Annotated in this window: 24 protein-coding genes; 12 read left to right on the top strand and 12 right to left on the bottom strand. The window is 69.9% G+C overall.

From position 1 onward, the window contains the following. Positions 1 to 12: 12 nt before the first annotated feature. Positions 13 to 603, bottom strand: coding sequence for a nucleoside deaminase (locus E4K62_RS07215; RefSeq protein WP_135065484.1), 591 nt, complete (start codon positions 601 to 603; stop codon positions 13 to 15). A gap of 104 nt (positions 604 to 707) precedes the next feature. Here E4K62_RS07215 and E4K62_RS07210 point away from each other — a divergent pair, with 104 nt between their 5' ends. From E4K62_RS07210 to E4K62_RS07200, 3 genes are read left to right on the top strand one after another with little or no spacing between them, the layout of a single operon-like run. Then, positions 708 to 1,223 (top strand): hypothetical protein, encoded by a 516-nt coding sequence (locus E4K62_RS07210; RefSeq protein WP_135065481.1) that lies wholly within the window; start codon positions 708 to 710, stop codon positions 1,221 to 1,223. Beyond that, on the top strand, positions 1,214 to 2,008 hold the full coding sequence (locus tag E4K62_RS07205) for a hypothetical protein (RefSeq protein WP_135065478.1): 795 nt from the start codon (positions 1,214 to 1,216) through the stop codon (positions 2,006 to 2,008). The genes E4K62_RS07210 and E4K62_RS07205 overlap by 10 nt, the downstream gene beginning before the upstream one ends. 24 nt (positions 2,009 to 2,032) lie before the next feature. Continuing rightward, entirely contained in the window at positions 2,033 to 2,884 is an 852-nt protein-coding gene (locus E4K62_RS07200) for an alpha/beta fold hydrolase (RefSeq protein ID WP_240742851.1), read from the top strand. Here E4K62_RS07200 and E4K62_RS07195 read toward each other — a convergent pair. After that, complete coding sequence (locus E4K62_RS07195) at positions 2,881 to 3,135, bottom strand: hypothetical protein (protein WP_135065475.1); 255 nt, start codon at positions 3,133 to 3,135, stop codon at positions 2,881 to 2,883. The genes E4K62_RS07200 and E4K62_RS07195 overlap by 4 nt on opposite strands. A 46-nt stretch (positions 3,136 to 3,181) precedes the next feature. On the opposite strand from E4K62_RS07195, the gene E4K62_RS07190 reads away from it, so the two are divergent. Beyond that, positions 3,182 to 4,111: a 5'-3' exonuclease gene (locus tag E4K62_RS07190; protein ID WP_135065472.1), complete on the top strand. Its 930-nt coding sequence runs from the start codon at positions 3,182 to 3,184 to the stop codon at positions 4,109 to 4,111. Positions 4,112 to 4,133: 22 nt separating this feature from the next. Here the strand turns inward: E4K62_RS07190 and E4K62_RS07185 are convergent, their stop codons facing one another. From E4K62_RS07185 to trpD, 3 genes are read right to left on the bottom strand one after another with little or no spacing between them, the layout of a single operon-like run. Beyond that, complete coding sequence (locus E4K62_RS07185; protein ID WP_135065469.1) at positions 4,134 to 5,411, bottom strand: MFS transporter; 1,278 nt, start codon at positions 5,409 to 5,411, stop codon at positions 4,134 to 4,136. A 20-nt stretch (positions 5,412 to 5,431) separates the two neighbouring features. Beyond that, positions 5,432 to 6,424, bottom strand: a complete 993-nt coding sequence (locus E4K62_RS07180; protein WP_135065466.1) for a PHP domain-containing protein — start codon at positions 6,422 to 6,424, stop codon at positions 5,432 to 5,434. Between the two features lie 3 nt (positions 6,425 to 6,427). Beyond that, positions 6,428 to 7,489, bottom strand: coding sequence for an anthranilate phosphoribosyltransferase (gene trpD / locus E4K62_RS07175; protein WP_135065463.1), 1,062 nt, complete (start codon positions 7,487 to 7,489; stop codon positions 6,428 to 6,430). Positions 7,490 to 7,643: 154 nt separating this feature from the next. Between trpD and ctaE the strand changes: the two genes are divergently transcribed. From ctaE to E4K62_RS07140, 7 genes are all read left to right on the top strand, one after another. Next, on the top strand, positions 7,644 to 8,279 hold the full coding sequence (gene ctaE / locus E4K62_RS07170) for an aa3-type cytochrome oxidase subunit III (protein WP_135065460.1): 636 nt from the start codon (positions 7,644 to 7,646) through the stop codon (positions 8,277 to 8,279). 19 nt (positions 8,280 to 8,298) lie between these two features. After that, positions 8,299 to 9,105 (top strand): cytochrome bc1 complex diheme cytochrome c subunit, encoded by an 807-nt coding sequence (gene qcrC / locus E4K62_RS07165; protein ID WP_135065457.1) that lies wholly within the window; start codon positions 8,299 to 8,301, stop codon positions 9,103 to 9,105. A 42-nt stretch (positions 9,106 to 9,147) separates the two neighbouring features. Further along, entirely contained in the window at positions 9,148 to 10,227 is a 1,080-nt protein-coding gene (qcrA, locus tag E4K62_RS07160; protein ID WP_135065454.1) for a cytochrome bc1 complex Rieske iron-sulfur subunit, read from the top strand. A 59-nt stretch (positions 10,228 to 10,286) separates the two neighbouring features. Beyond that, positions 10,287 to 12,068: a cytochrome bc1 complex cytochrome b subunit gene (gene qcrB / locus E4K62_RS07155; protein ID WP_135071067.1), complete on the top strand. Its 1,782-nt coding sequence runs from the start codon at positions 10,287 to 10,289 to the stop codon at positions 12,066 to 12,068. Between the two features lie 139 nt (positions 12,069 to 12,207). After that, complete coding sequence (locus tag E4K62_RS07150; protein WP_135065451.1) at positions 12,208 to 12,615, top strand: rhodanese-like domain-containing protein; 408 nt, start codon at positions 12,208 to 12,210, stop codon at positions 12,613 to 12,615. Between the two features lie 63 nt (positions 12,616 to 12,678). Next, on the top strand, positions 12,679 to 13,203 hold the full coding sequence (locus tag E4K62_RS07145; RefSeq protein ID WP_135065449.1) for a DUF2243 domain-containing protein: 525 nt from the start codon (positions 12,679 to 12,681) through the stop codon (positions 13,201 to 13,203). Further along, positions 13,200 to 14,021 (top strand): cytochrome c oxidase assembly protein, encoded by an 822-nt coding sequence (locus tag E4K62_RS07140; protein WP_240742850.1) that lies wholly within the window; start codon positions 13,200 to 13,202, stop codon positions 14,019 to 14,021. The genes E4K62_RS07145 and E4K62_RS07140 overlap by 4 nt, the downstream gene beginning before the upstream one ends. Here the strand turns inward: E4K62_RS07140 and E4K62_RS07135 are convergent. From E4K62_RS07135 to E4K62_RS07110, 6 genes are all read right to left on the bottom strand, one after another. Then, positions 13,991 to 14,779: a PP2C family protein-serine/threonine phosphatase gene (locus E4K62_RS07135; protein WP_135065446.1), complete on the bottom strand. Its 789-nt coding sequence runs from the start codon at positions 14,777 to 14,779 to the stop codon at positions 13,991 to 13,993. The two genes, E4K62_RS07140 and E4K62_RS07135, sit on opposite strands and share 31 nt — an antisense overlap. A gap of 7 nt (positions 14,780 to 14,786) precedes the next feature. Next, positions 14,787 to 15,218 carry a cytochrome c oxidase subunit 4 gene (locus E4K62_RS07130; RefSeq protein ID WP_135065443.1) on the bottom strand — a complete coding sequence of 144 codons (432 nt, stop codon included), beginning with the start codon at positions 15,216 to 15,218 and terminating at the stop codon, positions 14,787 to 14,789. After that, positions 15,219 to 16,982: an aa3-type cytochrome oxidase subunit I gene (ctaD, locus tag E4K62_RS07125; RefSeq protein ID WP_135065440.1), complete on the bottom strand. Its 1,764-nt coding sequence runs from the start codon at positions 16,980 to 16,982 to the stop codon at positions 15,219 to 15,221. Between the two features lie 6 nt (positions 16,983 to 16,988). Then, positions 16,989 to 17,876, bottom strand: a complete 888-nt coding sequence (gene ctaC / locus E4K62_RS07120; RefSeq protein WP_135065437.1) for an aa3-type cytochrome oxidase subunit II — start codon at positions 17,874 to 17,876, stop codon at positions 16,989 to 16,991. Positions 17,877 to 18,052: 176 nt separating this feature from the next. Beyond that, positions 18,053 to 18,418, bottom strand: coding sequence for a HesB/IscA family protein (locus E4K62_RS07115; RefSeq protein ID WP_135065434.1), 366 nt, complete (start codon positions 18,416 to 18,418; stop codon positions 18,053 to 18,055). A gap of 76 nt (positions 18,419 to 18,494) precedes the next feature. Then, complete coding sequence (locus tag E4K62_RS07110) at positions 18,495 to 19,889, bottom strand: dipeptidase (protein WP_135065431.1); 1,395 nt, start codon at positions 19,887 to 19,889, stop codon at positions 18,495 to 18,497. Positions 19,890 to 19,935: 46 nt separating this feature from the next. On the opposite strand from E4K62_RS07110, the gene E4K62_RS07105 reads away from it, so the two are divergent. Next, positions 19,936 to 20,508, top strand: coding sequence for a DUF3043 domain-containing protein (locus tag E4K62_RS07105; protein WP_135065428.1), 573 nt, complete (start codon positions 19,936 to 19,938; stop codon positions 20,506 to 20,508). A 149-nt stretch (positions 20,509 to 20,657) separates the two neighbouring features. On the opposite strand, the gene E4K62_RS07100 is transcribed toward E4K62_RS07105, so the two are convergent. After that, positions 20,658 to 21,671: a quinone-dependent dihydroorotate dehydrogenase gene (locus E4K62_RS07100; protein ID WP_135065425.1), complete on the bottom strand. Its 1,014-nt coding sequence runs from the start codon at positions 21,669 to 21,671 to the stop codon at positions 20,658 to 20,660. Positions 21,672 to 21,696 lie beyond the last annotated feature (25 nt).

Below are 21,696 nucleotides of genomic sequence, written 5' to 3'. Positions count from 1 at the left end.
GAGCGCGGCGGGTCAGGCGACGGAGCCGCGCGCGTTGTAGACGACCGCGTCCGCCTCGCCGTACGCGGCGAACACTCGGACGGCCTCATCCCGCCGGACGTCCGTCACGACGCGGATGCCACGGGCCTCGAACTGCTCGATCCAGTCACCCACGACCGGTCCCTCGTCGAACCCGCTGAGGGCTTCCAGCTCGGGACCCTCACCCGCCACGACGAGCGAGCGGACGCCGCTCCACATCGTCGCGCCGTAACACATGACACACGGACGCCAATTGACCACGAGCTGCAGGTCGGCGCCGGACGCCCCCAGGTCCCACCGCCCGAGCGCGGTCTGGGCCAGGCCGATCGCCGTGACTTCGGCATGCTGCGAACTGAGCCCCGAGCTCAGCACGACGTTGACGCCGGCCGACACGAGTCGCCCCGACTCGGCCTCCACCACGATCGCCGCGAACGGACCGCCGTTGCCCGCACGCCAGTTGCGGTCGGCGAGGGCGTTGACGAGATCCATGCGGTCTTCCAGCGTGGGCAGCGTCTCCGGCAGATCGGGCAGGTCGGCGACGAGCCAGTCGGGAAGCGTGGCGGAGAGAGCGGTGGCGAGAGTCATGCCGCCATCCTGCCCCCTGCATGTTTCCACCCTGCTACGCCCGATGTCGCACGTGTTGTGGATAACGGATGCGTGGAGAGGGTGTCGCTCCTAGCCTGGGTGCCATGCTCGCCCGAGTCGCCCGCGCCTTCGCCGTCCTCGCGATGGCCGCCGCCGCGGCGACCGGATGCGTCGGCTCCCCCGAGCCGCGCGAGACCACCCCCACGCCGCTCACCGACGAGCAGGCCTTCGCCGCCGCCGAAGAGACCTACCGCGCCTACGTCGATGCCCTCAACCAGGTCGACCTGAGCGACCCGACCACGTTCGAGCCCGTCTACGCCCTCACCACCGGCGACGCCAACGCTTCGGCCCGCGAATCGTTCGCCCAGATGCACGCCGACGGCTGGACCGTGTCAGGTGAAAGCGTTGTGACCTTAGTTGAGCCGGCGGTTCGCACGCCGGAGTTGGCTTCTGTCGCCGTTTGTGTGGATGTGTCCGCTGTGTCACTGACGGATTCAGCCGGTCAGTCCGTGGTGAGCGCGGAGCGTCCCGACATCCAAGCCTTGACGGTCGAGGTAAGTCCAGCCGCAGAGTCCATAGTCCGGTTTGTACCGCGTGATGGGGAACCGACGTGCGGCTGATCACGGTTGCGACGCTGACCATGGCGCTGCTGGCACCCGCCGCCACCAACGCACCAACGGGGTGCAGTGGATTCGGTTGGCAGAATGCGTGCACCTCGAACTCGGGTAGCCAGATCGACATCGTCGGAGAGACGACCACGCCGCAGCGCCCGCCGAAGGGCGGAGGGAGCTCGGGCGGATCGGATTCCACCGGTCCGGGGTCGCCCTCGGATGCCGAGGCCCTGCCGCCGGGCTGCACGCTCATCGGGGGCGGCTTCGCGGTGTGCGAACCGGTGGAAGGCGAAGTGCTGCCCGGCATCCCTGCGGTGACGGCACGGGATGTGGCGAGCTTCGCGCCGGGAGGTCCGGCCCTGGAAGGAGAGCCCGACGGGGTCGGGGTGGTGGGCATGCCGGTGAACTTCGTCGCCTCCGCGTCGGCGCAGTCGGTCAGCGGCACGCTGTTCGGCCGCCCCGTCACGGTGCGCTTCACCCCCGCGGCGTTCGTCTTCGACTACGGCGACGGCACCACCGCGCGCTCGACCTCCGGCGGAGCATCCTGGGGCGACCTCGGGCAGGCGCAGTTCACCCCCACTGCCACGAGCCACGCCTACGGCGAGCGCGGCGTCTACCAGGTGGCGGTCTCCATCGAGTACTCCGCGGAGGTCGACTTCGGGGTGGGGCGGTGGTTCCCCGTGAACGGGCCCGTCACCTCCACGACCGCGGGCTACCCGGTGGAGGTGTTCGAGGTGCGCACGGCGCTCGTCGACAAGACGTGCGCGGAGAACCCCTCCGGCCCCGCCTGCTGACGCGGCGCCCCCTACAGTGATGCCGTGCGGTTCATCGACACGGCCGACGGCGCCCGCCTCGCCGTCGAGATCCACGGCTCTCCCGGGGCAGTGCCGGTCGTCGTGGTGCCCGGCGGACCATGCCGCGACCCCGCGTACCTCGGCGACCTCGCCGGCCTCGCCCAGACGCGGACGCTCGTCATCCTGCACCCGCGGGGCACTCCAGCGACCGGCGGGCTCTCACGCGGGTGGTGGACGGATGCCGCCGACCTCCTCGGCGTCGCCGACCACCTGCGGGCGCCGACCGTCGATGTCATCGCCCACTCCGCGGGCACGCGACTGGCCCTCGCGGGCGCTGCCCAGCACCCGGGGAGGATCCGATCTCTGGCGCTCGTGACACCCGCCGCCGCGTGGCTGACCGGTGCGCCGCACGACGGCGAGGCGCTGGCCGCGGAGCGCAACGAGCCCGAGATCGCCCGCGCGCTCGCGTCGATGAAGGGCGAAGCACCCACGGACGAGACCGCGTTCCAGCGAGCGGTCGCCGCCGAAGCGGCCGCCGGGTACGCCCGGTGGACGCCGACCGAGCGGCAGCACGCCGCCGTCGGTGCGATGACGTGGGCGGCGGCCTCGGCATGGTTCCGCGACATCCCGGGTGATGCGGCCGCGCGCATCAGGGCCGCTCCCCTGCCGCCGACGTTCGTCCTGGGCGGGCGCGCCGACATCCTCAGCGGCGTCGAGCCAGTGCGGGCCTACGCCGATGCGCTCGGCGCGGATCTGACGTTGCTGGAGAACTGCGGCCACTATCCCTGGGTGGAGCAGCCCGTCGCCTTCCGCGCCGCCCTCGACGACTGGCTGCTCTTGCGCACCAGTTCCGCGCCGTCGATCGGCAGCGTCTAGTCTCCTGGAATCCCTACGGACACCTGCCCGACGGCGTTCCGCGCTTCTCGGTGCAGCTGCAGGGTGGTGCGCCCGGACATGACGGCGAGGGTACCGAAGGTGAGAAGGATCCCAGCCCCCGTGAGGATCCCGAAGCTGCTGTCGCCCCTGACGAGGTGTGTGACCAAGATCGTCGCACCGGATGCGGCGGCGAGCACATAGACGATCGTCTGGGCGAGCGCGCCCCGGAAGCTGGTGGTCGTCGCGGACATGCCGCCACTGTATCGGCACCGATGAGGCGGACAGTAGCCTGTCGAGGTGTCCACTCGGTCAGACAAACTGCTCCTGCTCGACTCCGCGTCGCTGTACTTCCGGGCGTTCTACGGGGTGCCCGATTCGGTGCGCGCCGCGGACGGAACCCCCGTCAACGCCGTGCGGGGTCTCCTGGACATCGTGGCGAAGCTCGTGAGCACGTACCACCCGACGCATCTGGTGGCGTGCTGGGACGACGACTGGCGGCCGCAGTGGCGAGTCGACCTCATCCCGAGCTACAAGACGCATCGGGTCGCCGAGGTGGTGTCGGGCTCCCCTGATGTGGAGGTCGTACCCGATCCGCTCGAGGTGCAGGTCCCGATCATCCGCGAGGCGCTCGACGTCCTGGGGATCCCGATCGTCGGCGCCGCCGAGCACGAAGCGGACGACGTCATCGGCACCCTCGCGACGCGCGCCGACATGCCCGTCGACATCGTCACCGGCGACCGCGACCTCTTCCAGCTCATCGACGACGCCCGCGACGTCCGGGTCATCTACACCGCACGCGGCATGAGCAATCTCGAGATCGTGACGGATGCCACGGTCCTCACCAAGTACGGGGTGCATGCCGCCCAGTACGCCGACTACGCGGCGCTGCGGGGCGACAGCTCGGATGGGCTTCCCGGCGTCGCCGGCATCGGGGAGAAATCCGCTGCCACCCTCCTCACGGCGCACGGCGACCTCGCCGGGATCGTCGCCGCTGCCGAGGCGGGCGAGGGGATGCCGGCGGGCCAGCGTGCGAAGATCCTGGCCGGCGCCGACTACCTACGGGTCGCCCCGACGGTCGTGGAGGTCGTCCGTGACCTGGACCTGCCCCCGGTGGACGACCGTCTCCCGGACGTGGACGAATCGCGGCGCGCCGCCGCCGAGGCCCTCGCGCAGAAGTGGAATCTGGGCTCGTCCATGAACCGCGCCCTCGCCGCGCTCGCCGTCTGACGCTCCCCGAGCGGACGCGGGTTCAGCGGCCCGCGCGACGGACCGCGGCGAACGAGGCCGCCAGCAGGACGGTGTACACCGCCGCCACGACGATCAGCAGGGTCAGCACCCCCGACCAGTCCCCCGTGGCCGCGTACACGGCGCCCAGGACGGGCCCCGCCAGCGCGCCGATCGCGTAGCCACCGCCCTGCACGAGCGCCGACATGCCGGCCGCCTCGCTGTCCGAGCGTGCCCCCTGCACGAGCGCACTGAAGATCGCGACGAATCCGCCGGAATGGCCGATGGCGCCGATCGAGAGCCACAGGATCATGAGCGACGGCGCCGTGAGCACGCCCACGGTGAGGACGAGCCAGCTGCCGCTGATGATGGCGACGGTGACCCATGACGGCGCGACGCGCGTCAGCGCAGGGACCACGAAGGCACCGATGATGCCCGCCCCCTGGAAGATCGACGCCAAGGCGCCGGCGGCGGTCTGATCCAGCGCGAGCAGGTCGCCGGAGATCACCGGCAGCCACGTGGTGAGGCCGAAGTAGATGAACGTCTGGCACGCGAAGGTCGCCAGCAGCAGCCAGGGCACCGGGCGGCGCAGGAACGAGCCGCCCTTCGCCGAGATGACGGGCATGGGTCCGGTCAGGGTGCGCGGATCGATGTCGTCGGTCGGCCCCGGCCGCACGGCGTCCTCGCCGGAGTATCTCGTGGCGGGGTCGACGCCCGCGCGACGCCACCGGGCGAGGTGCGCTCCCCACAGGAGGATGCCCGCCACCGTCAGCAGCGACCACAGCAGCAGCGCCACCGGCCAGCCCGTGAGCGCGGCCAGTGGGGCCGTCAGCAGCGACGTCAGCAACGACCCGGCATTGAGCATCGCGACGTAGGCGGCGGTCACGAGGCTCACGCGCCCGGGCGGCACATCGCGGCGGATGATGACGGGGATCACGATATTGCCGACGGTGATCGCGGCGCCGATCACGACCGTGCCCGCCAGCATCCACCCGAAGCCCGGCACCGCCCGCATCACCGTGCCCACCAGCACACCGGCGAGGGTGATCAGCAGCGCCCGCTCGGGCCCGGAGCGGCGGATGACGAACGCGGCGACCGGCGTCAGGATCGCGAACATCAGCACGGGAACCGTCGTCAGCAGCGCGACGGATGCAGGCGTGAGCCCGAGGTCGCGCTCGATGTCGCGGAGCACGGGCGTCGGCGAGACAATGGGCCCGCGCAGGCTCAACGCCGCGACGAGCACACCCCAGATCAGCAGCCACGGGAGTGCCCGCCCGGCAGCAGGCGCACGCCCAGGGGTCATCCCCCCAGTTTACGAGCGCCTCATCGGTCGCGGCCGAGCCATTCCCGCAGCTTCGCGAGCGGCCACGTCGTCACGATCCGCTCGGCGGGAACCCCGGCACGCTCGGCGCGCGCCGCACCGTAGTCCAGCAGCGACAGCTGGCCGGGGGCATGCGCGTCGGAGTCGATGGCGAACAGGCAGCCCTTCTCCAGCGCGATCGCCAGCAGGTCATCGGGCGGATCCTGACGCTCCGGGCGGGAGTTGATCTCGACCGCGACGCCGTGCGCCGCACATGCCTCGAACACGGCCACCGGGTCGAACGTCGACGGCGGGCGGGTGCCCCGGGATCCCTCGACCAGCCGCCCCGTGACATGCCCGAGGACATCGACGTGCGGGCTGGAGACGGCGGCGACGAAACGCCGGGTCATGGGGCCGCGCTCCATCCGCAGCAGGGAATGCGCCGACGCGACCACGACATCCAGTTCATCCAGCAGGCCGGGCTCCTGGTCCAGGGCACCGTCTTCGAGGATGTCCACTTCGATTCCGCTGAGGAGCGTGAATCCGTCGCCGCGGAAACCCTCGACCACGCTCAGCTGTTCCCGCAGCCGCTCGGGAGACAGGCCGTTGGCCACGCGCAGCCGGGGCGAGTGGTCGGTCAGGGCCAGGTATTCGTGGCCCAGGCGCCGCGCGGCATCCACCATCGCCTCGATGGGCGTGAGCCCGTCGGACCACTCGCTGTGGCTGTGCAGATCCCCGCGGAGGGCGCCGCGCAGTTCTGAGGGGCCCGCCATGCCCGCTTTCTCGCGCAGGGTCGCCAGATACTCCGGCACGCCGCCGGCCAGCGCCTGCTGGATGACGGTGTAGGTCGACTCGCCGATGCCCTTGCGTCGGCGCAGAGCCGGATCGCGCAGCTGCGCGTCGTCGAGGCCGGCGATCGCGTCGGCGGCCGCACGGAACGCCTTGGACTTGTACCTGCTCGACCGCTCCCGCTCGAGCAGATACGCGATCTCGGTGAGGGCGTCGAGCGGGTCCACGGATCAGCCCGCCAGCTCCTGCGTGGCTGCGACCCACGCGTCCAGCTTCGCCGCGGCCCGGCCGTCGTCGATGGCAGCGGCCGCCTCGTCACGAGCCTGGGCGAGCCGCTCGACGATGGGCTGCTGGGCCTGCGCGGGGTCGCGGAACAGCCGGTAGGCGACGATGCCGGCGGCGGCGTTGAGCAGCACGATGTCGCGCACGGGACCCGGGTCGCCGGCGAGCACGCGGCGCACGACTGCGGCGTTGTGCGCGGGGTCTCCCCCGAGCAGATCGTCGATGTCGGCCAGGGGGATGTCGAGATCCCGCGGGTCGAGGTCGTGCTCGTGCACGTCGCCCAGGCTGATCTCCCACAGGCGGCTGTGGCCGGTCGTGGTCAGCTCGTCCAAGCCGTCGTCGCCGCGGAAGACCAGCGCCGTCGCCCCTCGCGTGCGGAAGACGCCGGTGATCAGCGGCACGCGATCCAGGTGCGCCACGCCGACGGCGTTGGCCTCGGCGCGGGCGGGGTTGCACAGCGGGCCGAGGAAGTTGAAGACGGTGGGCACGCCCAGTTCGGCGCGCGTGGGCCCCGCGTGGCGGAACCCGGGGTGGAATGCGGCGGCGAAAGCGAACGTGATGCCCGTGCGGGCGAGGGTCTCGGCGACGGCCTCGGGGCTCAGCGCGAGGTCGATGCCCAGTGCGGAGAGCACGTCCGAGGAGCCCGACGACGAACTGGCCGCCCGGTTGCCGTGCTTGACGACGGGCACACCGGATGCGGCGGCCACGATGGCCGCCATGCTCGAGACGTTCACAGTGCCGTAACGATCTCCGCCGGTGCCGACGATGTCGAGCACGCCGGCGGGGACGGGCAGCGGGAGCGCCGCCTCGAGGATCGCGTCGCGAAACCCCACGATCTCATCCACGGTCTCGCCCTTGGCCCGCAGCGCGACGAGGAAGCCGGCCAGCTGGGAGGGGGTCGCCTCACCGCGCATGATGCGGCGCATCGCCCAGGTCGACTCCGACACGCTCAGGTCTTCTCCGCCCAGAAGGCTCGTGAGAAGTTCGGGCCACGCATACTGCTCCGCCATGCAGCGATCCTATCCAGCGGCCCCGTCCCGGCGCCGGGACGGGCTCTGGGAGCACCCGCAGTCAACTCGCGGGGGATCCTTAGGCCTCCCTAAGTCCCGGGTAAGGCGAATCAGGCATCGCCGGTGCCAAACGACGGCCTCGGAATCGGCCATAATGGGGAGTGTGACCACGCCAGCGACATACCCCCAGGCCCTCCGGTCCGTGAAACGGCCCGACCCGGTCGCCGTTGGCACCATCGTCTGGCTGGGCAGCGAAGTCATGTTCTTCGCCGGCCTCTTCGCGATCTACTTCACCCTGCGCAGCACCTCCCCTGAGCTGTGGGCCGAAGAGACGCAACTGCTGAACGTCCCCTACGCGACCGTCAACACGATCATCCTCGTGCTGTCCTCGGTCACGTGCCAGATGGGTGTCTTCGCGGCCGAGCGCTACCAGCCGTACCGCACCGGCGGCAGCCCCCTGAAGTGGGGCATGGTCGAGTGGTTCTACCTCACCTTCTTCCTGGGCGCGATCTTCGTGTCGGGTCAGGTGTGGGAGTACGCGCAGCTGGTCGCCGAGGGCATGCCCATCACGGCCAACCCGTATGCGTCGGCGTTCTACCTGACCACCGGGTTCCACGCGCTGCACGTCACCGGCGGTCTCATCGCCTTCCTGTTCGTGATCGGCCGCGCGTACGCCGTCAAGAACTTCGGGCGCAAAGAGATGACCACCTCGATCGTCGTGTCCTACTACTGGCACTTCGTCGACGTCGTCTGGATCGCCCTGTTCCTCGTCATCTACTTCCTGAAATAGAGCGGAGCTGCACCTCGACATGGCACGTGAGAAGAAGCGACGCTCCACCGGCCGCCGGAGCCCCCTGGCCGCGGCCGTCCTGATCGGCGTGGGCCTGCTGATGACCGGCGGTCTCTACGCCGGTGCGACGGCAGCCATCGCCGCGACCGAAGACGAATCCCCCGCCAACGCCACCCTCACGGTGGAAGACGGCAAGAAGCTGTTCCAGGCGAACTGCGCGACCTGCCACGGACTCGACCTCCAGGGCAGCGAGAACGGCCCGTCGCTGTACGGCGTCGGTGAGCTGTCGGTGCACTTCCAGGTGTCCACCGGCCGCATGCCGATGCAGGCGCAGTCACCCCAGGCCCCGCAGAAGCCGGTGCAGTTCACCGAAGAGCAGATCGATGCGATGGCCGCCTTCGTGCAGTCCACCGCTCCCGGCCCGACCTACCCCGAGGCCGAGGTGCTCGAGGGTGAAGGCGCCGACCTGTCCCACGGTGCGGAGCTGTTCCGCATCAACTGCGCGATGTGCCACAACGTCGCCGGCGCCGGCGGTGCGCTCACCGAGGGCAAGTACGCCCCCGGCCTGCACACGACCACTCCGCTGAACATGTACGCGGCCATGGTCACCGGCCCGCAGAACATGCCCGTCTTCAACGACTTGAACCTGACCCTCGAGGACAAGCGCGACATCATCGCGTATCTGGTGTTCCTGCAGGAGAAGGACTCCCCCGGCGGCTACGCGCTCGGTTCGCTCGGCCCCGTCGCCGAGGGCCTGTTCATCTGGGTCTTCGGAATCGGCTCGCTGATCGCACTGACGGTGTGGATCACAGCGAAGTCCAACTGACACCCGCCGACCAACGACATTTCGGAACGCACGAGGAGCACCATGGCACACGAGGACGACGCGCTCGAGCACGAGAGGGCTTCATGGAAGCCGTCTTCCGGGCTCGCGGTCGCGGTGACGGATCCCGTGCGAAGCCCGGAACTCCCGCCGCACCGTGAGCGGATGACCGACAAGGACCCCAAGGCCATGCGCCGCGCGGTCCGCGTCGTCTACACGCTGTTCTACCTCTCGGTCGCCGCCAGCATCTGGGCCATCGCCGCCTACATGCTGTTCCCGATCGAGTCCGGCGCACTCATCGACATCCGCTACAACAACCTCTTCGTCGGACTCGGCATCGGTCTGGCCCTCCTGGCCATCGGCCTGGGCGCCATCCACTGGTCCAAGGCGATCATGTCCGACAAGGAGTACATCGAGCCGCGTCACGCCACGCGCGGTAAGGACTCCACGCGCGCCGCCGCAGTCCAGGCCTTCGCCGACGCCAACGAGGAGTCCGGCTTCGGACGGCGGACCATGATCCGCAACTCGCTGTTCGCCGCGCTGGCCGCGTCGATCCTGCCCGGCATCACGCTGTTCCGCGGCCTGGCACCGGAGAACACGCCGGAGCACCCGCACGCGGGTGACCCCGTGTACCTGATGAGCCACACGATGTGGAAGGAAGGCACGCGCCTGGCACACGACCCGTCGGGCCGCCCCATCCGCGCGTCCGAGGTCACCCTGGGATCGGCGTTCCACGTCATCCCCGAGGACCTCGCCGAGGTCAGCCATCACGACGGCTACCTCGAGGAGAAGGCCAAGGCCATCGTGCTGCTCATGCGCCTCATGCCCGAGGACCTCGTCGAGGCCGAGGACAAGAAGGACTGGTCGTACGACGGCATCGTCGCGTACTCCAAGGTCTGCACGCACGTCGGATGCCCCGTCGCCCTCTACGAACAGCACACGCACCACCTGCTGTGCCCCTGCCACCAGTCGCAGTTCGACGTCGCCAATGGTGCGGCCGTCATCTTCGGCCCCGCCGCCCGTCCCCTGCCGCAGCTTCCGATCACCGTGGATGACGAGGGTTACCTCGTCGCTCGCAGTGACTTCCACGAGCCCGTCGGCCCGAGCTTCTGGGAGCGCCATTGAGCACCACGACTCATCCCACGGATAACGTCACCACCGAACCGGCGAGCCACACCGGACCGGTGAACGCCGGCCGTGATGGAAAGCCCCTCGGCGGACGTTTCGTCGGCGCCGCGTCGAACTACATCGACGAGCGCACGAGCATCTCCGGTTTCGTCAAGGAACTCGGCCGCAAGATCTTCCCCGACCACTGGTCGTTCATGCTCGGTGAGATCGCGCTGTGGAGCTTCGTCGTCGTGCTGCTGTCCGGCACGTTCCTGACGTTCTTCTTCGACGCCTCGATGGTCGAGACCCACTACGACGGCGCCTACGAGCCCATGCGCGGCATCGCGATGTCGGCGGCGCTCGAGTCGACCCTCAGCATCTCCTTCGACCTGCGCGGTGGGCTCCTGGTCCGTCAGATCCACCACTGGGCCGCGCTCGTGTTCGTCGCCGGCATCGGCGTGCACATGCTGCGCGTGTTCTTCACCGGTGCCTTCCGCAAGCCGCGTGAGCTGAACTGGGTGGTCGGCTTCATCCTCTTCATCCTCGCGATGGGTGAGGGCTTCACCGGCTACTCCCTGCCCGACGACCTGCTCTCCGGCAACGGCCTGCGGATCATCGACGGCATGGTCAAGGGCATCCCGGTGGTGGGCACGTGGATCTCGTTCCTGCTGTTCGGCGGCGAGTTCCCCGGAACGGCGATCGTGGGACGCCTGTACACGCTGCACATCCTGCTGCTGCCGGCGATCCTGGTGGCGCTGCTGGTCGTGCACCTCATGCTCATGATCATCAACAAGCACACGCAGTTCGCCGGCCCCGGCCGCACGAACGACAACGTCGTGGGCTACCCGATGATGCCCGTCTACATGTCCAAGATGGGCGGGTTCTTCTTCATCACGTTCGGTGTGATCGTCCTGATCGCGTCGCTGTTCACGATCAACCCGATCTGGAACTACGGACCGTACGACCCGTCGCCGGTGTCTGCCGGTACGCAGCCCGACTGGTACATCGGATTCGCCGACGGTGCGCTGCGCCTGGTGCCCCCGCACCTCGAGTTCGTCCTGTGGGACCGCACGTGGTCGTGGAACATCCTGATCCCGCTGATCGTCCTGGGCCTGTTCATCGTGCTCGTCCTGATCTACCCCTTCATCGAGGCGTGGATCACCGGTGACAAGCGCGAGCACCACCTCGCCCAGCGTCCGCGCAACGCCCCGACCCGTACCGCCATCGGCGCCGCCGGTGTCACGTTCTACGCGGTCCTGTGGGCGGCGGCGTCCTCCGACATCATCGCGACCCACTTCTGGCTCACGATGGAGGGCGTCATCCACGCCCTGCAGGCTCTGCTGATCGTCGGGCCGATCATCGCCTACTTCGTCACGAAGCGCATCTGTCTCGCGCTGCAGAAGAAGGACCGCGAGATCGTCCTGCACGGCTACGAGTCCGGACGCATCGTGCGCCTCCCCGGTGGCGAGTACATCGAGGTGCACCAGCCCGTCGACGAGTACGAGCGCTGGAAGCTCATGGACGTCGACACCTACGCACCGCTGGTCGTGCGTCCCAACGCACAGGGACGCATCCCGTGGCACGAGCACCTGCGCGCCGGCTTCTCGCGGTGGTTCTTCGAAGACCGCCTCACCCCGCTCACGCAGGCGGAGCTGGATGCCGCGGCCGCACATCAGCACCACGACCTCGACCACGTCATGCACGACGCCGAGGAGGAGCTCGAGGCTTCCAACCAGCGCGCGATCGAGGAGGGACGCCCCGTGGCGGCCCCCCACGACCAGACCGCGGTCGGCGAATTCCCCTCGCCCAAGCGCCTGGACGAGATGAACGAACCGCGCGGCGACGACACCGCCAAGTAACATCCCCGGAAGGCCCCGGTCCGCCCTGCGGATCGGGGCCTTCCGCATGCCTGGCAGGATTCGAGCGCGGCTCGGCACCCGGGGCGGCGCACCGCTCGGTGGCGCTCCCCTAGCCTGAGGCCATGCCGCACCCCTCCGCATCTTCCGCGCGCGCCTGGCCGCGGAGACCGACCCCTCCGACGTCTACGCCGCACTGAACGCCGGCGAACCGCTCACCCTCGTCGATGTGCGAGGCGCCGATGCATGGGCCCAGGGCCGCATTCCCGGCGCCGTGCACCTCCCCTACCGCCAGATCGCCGAGCGCGCACCGTACGAGATCGATCCGGAGGTGCCGGTGGTGGTGTACTGCTGGAGCCCGGGCTGCAACGCCGGAGTGAAAGGCGCACTGGCCTTCGCCGAGCTCGGCTACTCCGTTCGGGAGATGATCGGCGGATACGAGTACTGGGTGCGCGAGGGCCAGCCCGTCGAGAACGACGAGGGACCCATCGCCCGGGTGTTCGACCCGCTCGTGATGACAGTGCGCTCCCCCGCGTCGCAGCCTGTGTAGCGACGGCTCTCCGCCCTGTAAAGCCCTTCCCTGCCCGGGGCGTGGACCGGGGAGGCTGGAATCATGACCACCTCCGACCCTGCCTCCGTCCCCTCGTCCGCCACGCTCCCCACTCCCGGGCAGCGGCGCGCCGCCCGGTCGGCCCAGAACGCCTGGTCGGGCGTGCTGTTCGGGTTGGGCCTCGTGGCCTTCGTCGACGAGGCCGTCTTCCATCAGCTCCTGCACTGGCACCACTTCTACGACCGGGGCACCACCGAGCTCGGCCTCGTCTCGGACGGCGTGTTCCACGCGATCAGCTGGTTCGCCACCATCGCGGGATTGTTCCTCCTCGCCGATCTCCGCCGACGGGATGCGCTGTGGTGGCCGCGCTGGCCCGGCGGCGTCCTGACGGGCGCAGGCGGCTTCCAGCTGTACGACGGTCTCATCCAGCACAAGGTGATGGGGCTGCATCAGATCCGGTATGTCGAGAACCTGTTGCCGTACGACATCGCCTGGAACCTCTCGGCGGCGGTGCTGCTGGCCGCAGGTGTGGTCCTGCTCGTGCGCACCTCCCCCGCCCGGGCGCTGGCGCGCGCGGAGGCGAGGTGAGCGTGCCCAGCATGGGCGGCCATGCCCACGGCGCCGCCGCCGGCGGCTTCCTGGACGGCGTCGTCGTCGCGCTGGCCGCCCTCGCGATCCTGAGCTACGTGGCGGCCGTGGTCGTCTCCCATCGGCGCGGGCGGGAATGGCCCCGGGTCCGGGTGGCCGCGTGGATCGCCGGCGTGGTCCTGGCGGCCGCCGCGGTGGCCGGGCCCCTCGCCGCCGCCGCGCATGGGGACTACGTCGCCCACATGGGCACGCACCTGCTGGCGGGCATGCTCGCGCCGGTGCTGCTCGTGCTGGCGGCGCCCGTCACCCTCGCCCTCCGCACGCTGTCCGTGACGCCTGCCCGGCGGCTGTCGGCGCTCCTGCGCTCCCCCGTGGCACGCGTGATCAGCCACCCCGTCACGGCGGCTCTCCTCAGCGCCGGCGGACTGTGGGTGATCTACCTGACACCCGTCTTCGAGGCGATGAGCGACCCCCTCGTGCACGTCCTCGTCCACGGGCACCTGCTGGCTGCGGGCTACCTCTTCACCTCGGCCGTCATCGGACGCGACCCCGCACCGCATCGGCCGTCGCGGCCGGTCGTCGCCGCCGTCCTGGTGCTCGCGATCGCGTCGCACGCGATCCTGGCGAAGTACCTGTACGCCCACCCACCGGCAGGCGTCCCGCTCGCCGACGCGCAGGCGGGGGCCCAGTTCATGTACTACGCCGGCGCGTGGGTCGAGGCGGCGATCATCCTCGTCTTCTGCGCCGACTGGTACCGCGCGGCCGGGCGCGACCTCCGCGTCGGTCCTCAGCCCGTCTCGACGTCCTCGGTGAAGTAGCCGGCGGCCGATCCGAAGAACACGGGGCCCGTCGCATCCGCGGAGTCGTCGACGACATCGCACACCACGGCCGTGACGTTGTCGGCGCTGCCGGCCTGCAGCGCGTATGCGACGATCTCCGCCGCCGTGTCGCGCGGGCTCCTACCGGCCGCCAGGAGCGCCGCCACTTCGGTCTCGGGGGCGTAGTCGGTGACCCCGTCGCTGCACAGCAGCCATCGGTCGCCGACCACCGGCTGCCGTTCGCTCACCGACACGACATCCTCCTCGCCGCCCCCGAGGGATGCCGTGATGATGTTGCGGCGAGGGTGTGTGGCTGCGGCCTCGGGGGCCAGCAGGCCGGAGTCCACGAGGGCCTGCACGTACGAGTCGTCACGCGTCTCGCGGGTGAACCACCCGTCGCGCAGGAGATAACCGCGGGAGTCGCCGGTGTGGGCGACGAGGAGGGAGCCGCCGGCGCCCACGAAGAGCCCCGTGAACGTCGTCGACATCCCCTGCAGCGAGGGATCGCGCAACACGTGCGCACGCAGGTCCCAATTCGCCTCGCGGATGCGGACGAGGAGCGCCTCCGCATCCGATGCGCCCACCGGGCCCGCCACCAGCCGGTGGACGAGTGCAGCGGAGGCCAGGTCGCCGGATGGCCCCCCGCCCACGCCGTCGGCCACCGCGGCACCCCAGGACGCCGTGAAGGCGGCGTCCTGGTTGGTCGCGCGGTGGGAGCCGATGTCGGAGACGGCGGCCGCGCTCAGGCGGATCGGCACGCGCCGCTCAGCGTGCGAAGTATCCGCGGTAGTACTCGAACACCCAGCCCACGATGGCCACGGCGAAGATGGCGATGCCGATGGGCATGAGCCACGCACCGACGGCCAGACCGATCATCGCGATGGCCGCCGAGAAGGCGAGCACGATCGGCCACCACGACCACGGGCTGAACTCGCCCATCTCGGGGTCGCCGTCGTCGATGTCGGCGGTGAGGGTGTCTTCGGGCAGCTCGCCGCCCTGTGCGCGGTGCACGCGCTGCACGTAGAACGCGATCAGCGCGGCCATCAGCGCGGCGAAGACGAGCGCGACGGTTCCGACCCACTCGATCCGTGTGAGGACGTCACCGGTGTAGAACAGCATCGCCCACACGGTGTAGGCGATGCCCACCACGAGGAAGAAGACCGACAGCAGCCACCACAGGCCCACGTTGGTGCGCATTTACTTGACCTCTCCCTCGGCGGCGTCGACGACCGGGGCGTCGGGGGCGTCCTTCGCCGGACCCACGCCGACCGGCACGCCGGCCTCGGGGTGGTTCAGGTCGAACGCCGGACGCTCGCTGCGAATGCGTGGGATCGACGTGAAGTTGTGGCGCGGCGGCGGGCACGACGTGGCCCACTCCAGCGACGCACCGTAGCCCCACGGGTCGTTGACGGTGATCTTCGGCGCCTTGCGGGCCGTGATCCACACGTTCAGCAGGAACGGGATCATCGAGGCGCCCAGGATCATCGCACCCACGGTGGAGACCTGGTTCTCCCACGTCCAGTTGTCCTGCGGCGAGTAGTCGGCGTACCGGCGGACCATGCCGTCGACGCCCAGCCAGTGCTGGATGAGGAACGTCATGTGGAAGCCGATGAACAGCATCCAGAAGTGGATGTAGCCCAGGCGCTCGTTGAGCATCCGCCCGGTCCACTTCGGCCACCAGAAGTAGAACCCGGCGAACATCGCGAACACGACCGTGCCGAACACGACGTAGTGGAAGTGCGCCACGACGAAGTAGGAGTCCGACAGGTGGAAGTCCAGGGGCGGCGAGGCGAGGATGACGCCGGTCAGACCGCCGAACACGAACGACACGAGGAAGCCGAGGGCGAAGACCATGGGCGTTTCGAAGGTGAGCGACCCGCGCCACATGGTGCCGATCCAGTTGAAGATCTTCACACCCGTTGGCACCGCGATGAGCATCGTCATCAAGGCGAAGAAGGGCAGCAGCACGGCTCCCGTGACGTACATGTGGTGCGCCCACACCGCGACCGAAAGCGCGGCGATCGCGATCGTGGCGTACACGAGGGTCTTGTACCCGAAGATCGGCTTGCGGCTGAAGACGGGGAAGATCTCCGAGACGATGCCGAAGAACGGCAGCGCGATGATGTACACCTCTGGGTGACCGAAGAACCAGAACAGGTGCTGCCACAGCAGCACGCCACCGGCGGCCGGGTCGTAGATGTGCGAACCGAGCACGCGGTCGGAGGCGGCGGCCAGGATCGCGGCGGCCAGCACCGGGAACGCCATCAGGATCAGGATGCTGGTGATCAGCGTGTTCCACGTGAAGATCGGCATGCGCCACATCGTCATGCCCGGGGCACGCATCGTCAGGATCGTGGTGATGAAGTTCACCGCGCCGAGGATCGTACCGAAACCGCTCATGCCCAGGCCCAGCATCCAGAGGTTCCCGCCGACACCTGGCGAGAAGCTGGCGTTGGCCAATGGCTGATAGGCGAACCATCCGAAGCCGGCCGCACCGGCGGGGGTGAGGAAGCCGGACACCGCGATGAGCGAGCCGAAGAGGAACAGCCAGAATGCGAAGGCGTTCAGGCGCGGGAAGGCCACGTCGGGCGCACCGATCTGCAGCGGCAGGATCGCGTTGGCGAAGCCGGCGAACAGCGGCGTCGCGAACATCAGCAGCATGATCGTGCCGTGCATCGTGAACAGCTGGTTGTACTGCTCCTTGGTCGGCACGATCTGCATGCCCGGCTCGAACAGCTCGGCGCGGATGATCAGCGCCATGACACCGCCGAGCATGAAGAACATCACCGAGGCGATGAGGTACAGGTACCCGATCGTCTTGTGGTCGGTGGAGGTGATCCACTTGACGATGATGTTGCCCTTGCGCTCGACGCGCGATCCGCTCATCAGCGCCGCCTGACGCGGCGGGAGCGTGGTGGGACGGCCCGGAGCGGACTCCTGGGGGGGAAGCGTGGTGGTCATGCTCGCTTAGCCTTCCTCGGCGCGCCCGAACCCGGTGTTGCCCTGGAGTCGGTCGTAGGCCTCGTCGATGTCGCCGGTCTGTCCCGCGTCGCGGAGGGTGTCGAGGTAGTCCTCGTACTCCGCCTCGCTGACGACCTTGACGTTGAACAGCATCGCGGAGTGGTACTCACCGCACAGCTCGGCGCACTTGCCGGCGTAGGTGCCCTCTCGCGTCGGGGTGAACGACCAGAAGTTGTCGCGCCCGAGGTACATGTCCTTCTTGTACAGGAAGTCGATGACCCAGAAGGAGTGCGCGACATCGCGCGACTGCAGTTCGATCCGCACCGTCTTGTCCACGGGCAGGTACAGCGTGGGCAGGGCGTCCTGGTCGACGTATCCGTCGCCCTCGGGCTCGGCCTGCACGCCCATGCTCCACACGGCGTCGGAGAAGTCTTCGTCCTCGCCGTTGTACTGGAAGTCCCACGCCCACTGCTTGCCGTACGCGGTGATGGAGACCTCGGGGTCTTCGTACTGGGTCTCGAGGATGTCCTGGTCGCGTGCCGTGAAGGCGAAGAAGCCGACCACGAGGATCAGGGGGACGACCGTGTAGAAGATCTCGATCGGCATGTTGTAGCGCAGCTGCACGGGCAGACCGGTCTGGCCCTTGCGGCGGCGGTACGCGACGGCGGCCCACAGCATGAGGCCCCACGTCACCAGACCGACGACCAGCAGCACGATCCACGAGTTCACCCACAGGCCGGCGACCATGTCGACGCGGTTGGTGGTGGGGACGCCATCCTCCTGGAAACCGGGCAGATACCCGTGGAGCTGGGTCGGGCTACACCCGGCGAGCACTGCAGCCGTCGCGATCCCAACCGGGAGGGCGGCCCAGCGGAGGCGGCGTTTCGAGGGCACGGTGCACCTTTCCGGGACGTGAATGTTGCTTCCGCCAGTCTAGAGCAAGCTCTCACGCTTCTCAGGCCAACCGCTCAGGCTGGCGGACGCGAAAACCCGCGGGACGGGGCGATTATCGCTCCCGAGCCGCGGGTCCTGGCGTGTCGTGCAGGGCCGGAATCAGCCGGCCCCAGGTGTCAGTGGAAGCTGTCGCCGCAGGCGCAGCTGCCGGCGGCGTTGGGGTTGTCGATCGTGAACCCCTGCTCCGAGATGGTGTCCTTGAAGTCGATCGTCGCGCCGTCCAGGTACGGCACGCTCATCTCGTCGACGATGACCTCCACGCCGTCGAAGTCCACGGCCTTGTCACCCTCGAGGAAACGCTCGTCGAAGTACAGCTGGTAGATCAGGCCGGAGCATCCGCCAGGCTGGACGGCCACGCGCAGGCGCAGATCGTCGCGGCCTTCCTGCTCGAGGAGGCTGCGGATCTTGCCGGCGGCGGCGTCGGTCAGTGCGACACCGTGGTCGCGGACGGTCTGGTCGGTCGACAGCGCGGTGTCGGTCATGACAGGCCCTTTCGTCGGTGCGGGGTCGCGGTTCGGACTCTGCGAGTCTACGCCGCCCCCGCGGGCGTGCGGCGGTTCACACCGTGCGCGCGTCGAGGCTCTCCAGCAGGAGCGCTTCGGCGGCCACGGCGTGACGGAACGTGTCCAGGTGCAGCGACTCGTTGGGGCTGTGCGCGCGGGAGTGCGGGTCTTCCACGCCGGTGACGAGGATCTGCGCCCCCGGGAACTGGCGCACGAGGTCCGCGATGAACGGGATCGATCCGCCCACGCCCACGTCGACGCTGGGCACGCCGTATCCCTCCTCGAACGCTGTGCGCACATCCGCCACGGCCCATCCGCCGGTGTCGACGAGGAAGCCGTCACCGAGGTCGACGTCGGAGAAGGTGAGCTCCGCGCCGAAGGGGGCGTGCGCGCGCAGATGCGCCTGCATCGCCGCGTACGCCTCCTGGGCGGACTGCCCGGGGGCCACGCGCGCGCTGATCACGACGGAGGTCTCCGGCGCGAGGGTGTTGGAGGCGGCCGCGACGCTCGTGGCGTCGATCCCCGTGATCGTGATCGACGGCTGGTTCCACATGCGGCTCAGGATCGGTCCCCGCCCGATCGGCGAGACGCCGTCGGGGAGCCCGGCCTCCGCGCGCAGAGTCTGCTCGCTGTAGTCGGGGGTCGCCGCATCCCGCGCCGTCATGCCCGCCACGGCCACGGCCCCGTCGTCGTCCCACAGGGTCGAGAGGAGCTTGACGGTGGCGAGCATCGCGTCGGGGACCGCTCCCCCGAACATGCCCGAGTGCGACGCGTGGTCGAGCGTGCGCACGCGCAGCGTGAAGCGCGCGTTCCCCCGCAGCGAGACCGTGAGCGCCGGGGTGCGCTCGTCCCAGTTGCCCGAGTCGGCCACGACGATGGCGTCGGCGCGGAGTGCGTCGGCGTTGTCGGAGAGGAACTGCCCGAACGAGCGCGAGCCGTACTCCTCCTCGCCCTCGATGAACACGGCGACGCCGAGGTCCACGTCGCGCCCGAGCGCCTCGATGACCGCGCGCAGAGCCGCCACGTGCGCCATCACGCCCGCCTTGTCATCGGCGGCACCCCGGCCGTACAGGCGGCCGTCGCGCACCGTCGGCTCGAACGGCGGCGAGTCCCACAGCGCCTCGTCGCCGGCGGGCTGGACGTCGTGGTGCGCGTACAGCAGCACGGTGGGGCGTCCGTTCCGCGCCGCGCGCGTGGCCAGCACCGCGGGCTGACCGTGCTCGTCGGTGCCGGGGATGGCGGCGGTGGCGACCTCGACCCGGTCGAAGAAGTCCAGATCGCGGAACAGGGCGGCGACAGCCTCGGCGCTGCGGGCCACCTGGGTCTGGTCGAACGCGGGCCACGCGACGGACGGGATGCGCACGAGGGTGCCGAGGTCGGCGAGGGCGGCGGGGATGACGGATGCGGCGGCTGCACGTACGGCGTCACGGCGGGACGGTTCGGGGGTCATGCGGGTAATCTTAGAGAGCCCGCATCCGATGTCTCCGAGGTTCCCCGTGGCCAAGACCCCCGCCCCCGCGTCCAACGACGCTCCCGTCGACCCCGCCCGCCCGGGCTCCGGCAAGGGACGCGCGACGCCGACGCGCGCCGAACGGGAGGCCGCGCGCAAGCGCCCGCTCGTAGCCGACACCAAGGAGGCGAAGGCGCGCGCCCGCGCCGAGCTGGCCGCCCGGCGCGAGAAGGCGCGCCTGGGCATGGCCGCCGGCGACGAGCGCTACCTGCCCGCCCGCGACAAGGGCCCGCAGCGCAAGTTCGCCCGCGACTTCGTCGACGCCGGATGGCACCTGGGAGAGGGCGTCATGCCCTTCATGGTCCTGGTCATCCTCGCCACCCTGATCCCGCTGGCCGTGTTCCAGTACTGGGCGTTCGTGGCGCTGTGGATCTACATCCTCTTCGTCGTCGGCGACATGATCCTCACCTCCATCCGCGTCAAGCGCGCCGCGCGCGAGAAGTTCGGTGCCACGCGCATGGAGAAGGGCCTGGGCTGGTACGCCGCGATGCGCACCGTCCAGATGCGCTTCATGCGCCTGCCCAAGCCGCAGGTCAAGCGCGGCCAGCACCCCGCCTGACCCGCCCCGGTCCCGCCCGCCGCCTCCGCCGGCCTCCCACATCCGCGAGACTGCACGCCACCGGCGAAACAGGGCCATAATGTCGCGGTCTCGCCGGTGGGCAGCAGTCTCGCGAAACTGCGATGCGCGGCGAGCGGATGCGACGCGGGTCAGAGGCCGCGGTTGATCTGCCGGGCCCACAGCGGCCCGCGGTACAGGAACCCGGTGTAGCCCTGCACGAGCGTCGCGCCGGCATCGAGGCGTGCGCGCACGTCGGCGGCGGTCTCGACCCCGCCGACGGAGATGACGACGAACTCCGGTGGCACGGCGGCGCGCACGAGTCGCAGCACCGCCATCGCGCGCTCCTTCAGCGGAGCGCCGGACAGGCCGCCCTCCCCTGCGGCCGCGACGACCTCCGGCGAGGTCCGCAGGCCCTCACGCGAGAGGGTCGTGTTCGTGGCGATGAGGCCGGCCAGCCCCAGCTCCACCGCGAGCCGCGCGATCGCCTGGACCTCGTCGTCGGCGAGGTCGGGCGCGATCTTCACCAGCAGCGGCGTCTCCCCCGCGGCATCCCGCACGGCCGTCAGGAGCGGTCGGAGCGTGTCCACCGCCTGGAGGCCGCGAAGCCCCGGCGTGTTCGGGGAGGAGACGTTGACCACGAGGTAGTCGGCCAGCCGGGCGAGGAGCCGGGTGCTGCGGACGTAGTCGGTCGTCGCGTCCTCGACCTGCACGACGCGGCTCTTGCCGATGTTCACGCCGATGACCGGGCGCGTGCGCCGGCGACGCAGCCGCTCCAGGCGCGCGGCGGCAGCCTCCGCGCCGGCGTTGTTGAACCCCATGCGGTTGATGACGGCGCGATCGGGGATCAAGCGGAACAGCCGCGGACGCGGGTTGCCCGGCTGCGCCAAAGCGGTGACCGTACCGATCTCCACATGCCCGAACCCCAGTGCCCACAGGCCCTGGACCATCCGCACGTCCTTGTCGAATCCCGCGGCCACCCCGAACGGCGAATCGAACACGAGGCCGAGCGCCTCGGTGCGCAGCGACGGAGCGGGTGCCGTCAGGCGGCGGGTGATCCACGAGAACGGCGGGACGCCGAGGAGCCGGATGACCGGGACGGCGAGGTGGTGGGCGCGCTCGGGATCGATGCGCGAGAGCACGAGGCGGAAGAGCGTGGGGTACATCCCCGCCAGCCTAGAGGACCGCGCT

Origin of the sequence: Microbacterium wangchenii, from assembly GCF_004564355.1 — a bacterium.
Classification (GTDB): Bacteria; Actinomycetota; Actinomycetes; order Actinomycetales; family Microbacteriaceae; genus Microbacterium; species Microbacterium wangchenii.
Note: the sequence above shows the minus strand (reverse complement) of the source record. Positions and strands in the feature narration are given on the sequence as shown.

Excerpts from the sequence above, each read along its gene's own strand:
- E4K62_RS07215 (WP_135065484.1), bottom strand. The coding sequence starts at position 603 with ATGACTCTCGCCACCGCTCTCTCCGCCACGCTTCCCGACTGGCTCGTC.
- E4K62_RS07210 (WP_135065481.1), top strand. The coding sequence starts at position 708 with ATGCTCGCCCGAGTCGCCCGCGCCTTCGCCGTCCTCGCGATGGCCGCC.
- E4K62_RS07195 (WP_135065475.1), bottom strand. The coding sequence starts at position 3,135 with ATGTCCGCGACGACCACCAGCTTCCGGGGCGCGCTCGCCCAGACGATC.
- E4K62_RS07185 (WP_135065469.1), bottom strand. The coding sequence starts at position 5,411 with ATGACCCCTGGGCGTGCGCCTGCTGCCGGGCGGGCACTCCCGTGGCTG.
- trpD (WP_135065463.1), bottom strand. The coding sequence starts at position 7,489 with ATGGCGGAGCAGTATGCGTGGCCCGAACTTCTCACGAGCCTTCTGGGC.
- ctaE (WP_135065460.1), top strand. The coding sequence starts at position 7,644 with ATGGGGAGTGTGACCACGCCAGCGACATACCCCCAGGCCCTCCGGTCC.
- qcrC (WP_135065457.1), top strand. The coding sequence starts at position 8,299 with ATGGCACGTGAGAAGAAGCGACGCTCCACCGGCCGCCGGAGCCCCCTG.
- qcrA (WP_135065454.1), top strand. The coding sequence starts at position 9,148 with ATGGCACACGAGGACGACGCGCTCGAGCACGAGAGGGCTTCATGGAAG.
- E4K62_RS07145 (WP_135065449.1), top strand. The coding sequence starts at position 12,679 with ATGACCACCTCCGACCCTGCCTCCGTCCCCTCGTCCGCCACGCTCCCC.
- E4K62_RS07130 (WP_135065443.1), bottom strand. The coding sequence starts at position 15,218 with ATGCGCACCAACGTGGGCCTGTGGTGGCTGCTGTCGGTCTTCTTCCTC.
- ctaD (WP_135065440.1), bottom strand. The coding sequence starts at position 16,982 with ATGACCACCACGCTTCCCCCCCAGGAGTCCGCTCCGGGCCGTCCCACC.
- E4K62_RS07115 (WP_135065434.1), bottom strand. The coding sequence starts at position 18,418 with ATGACCGACACCGCGCTGTCGACCGACCAGACCGTCCGCGACCACGGT.
- E4K62_RS07110 (WP_135065431.1), bottom strand. The coding sequence starts at position 19,889 with ATGACCCCCGAACCGTCCCGCCGTGACGCCGTACGTGCAGCCGCCGCA.
- E4K62_RS07100 (WP_135065425.1), bottom strand. The coding sequence starts at position 21,671 with ATGTACCCCACGCTCTTCCGCCTCGTGCTCTCGCGCATCGATCCCGAG.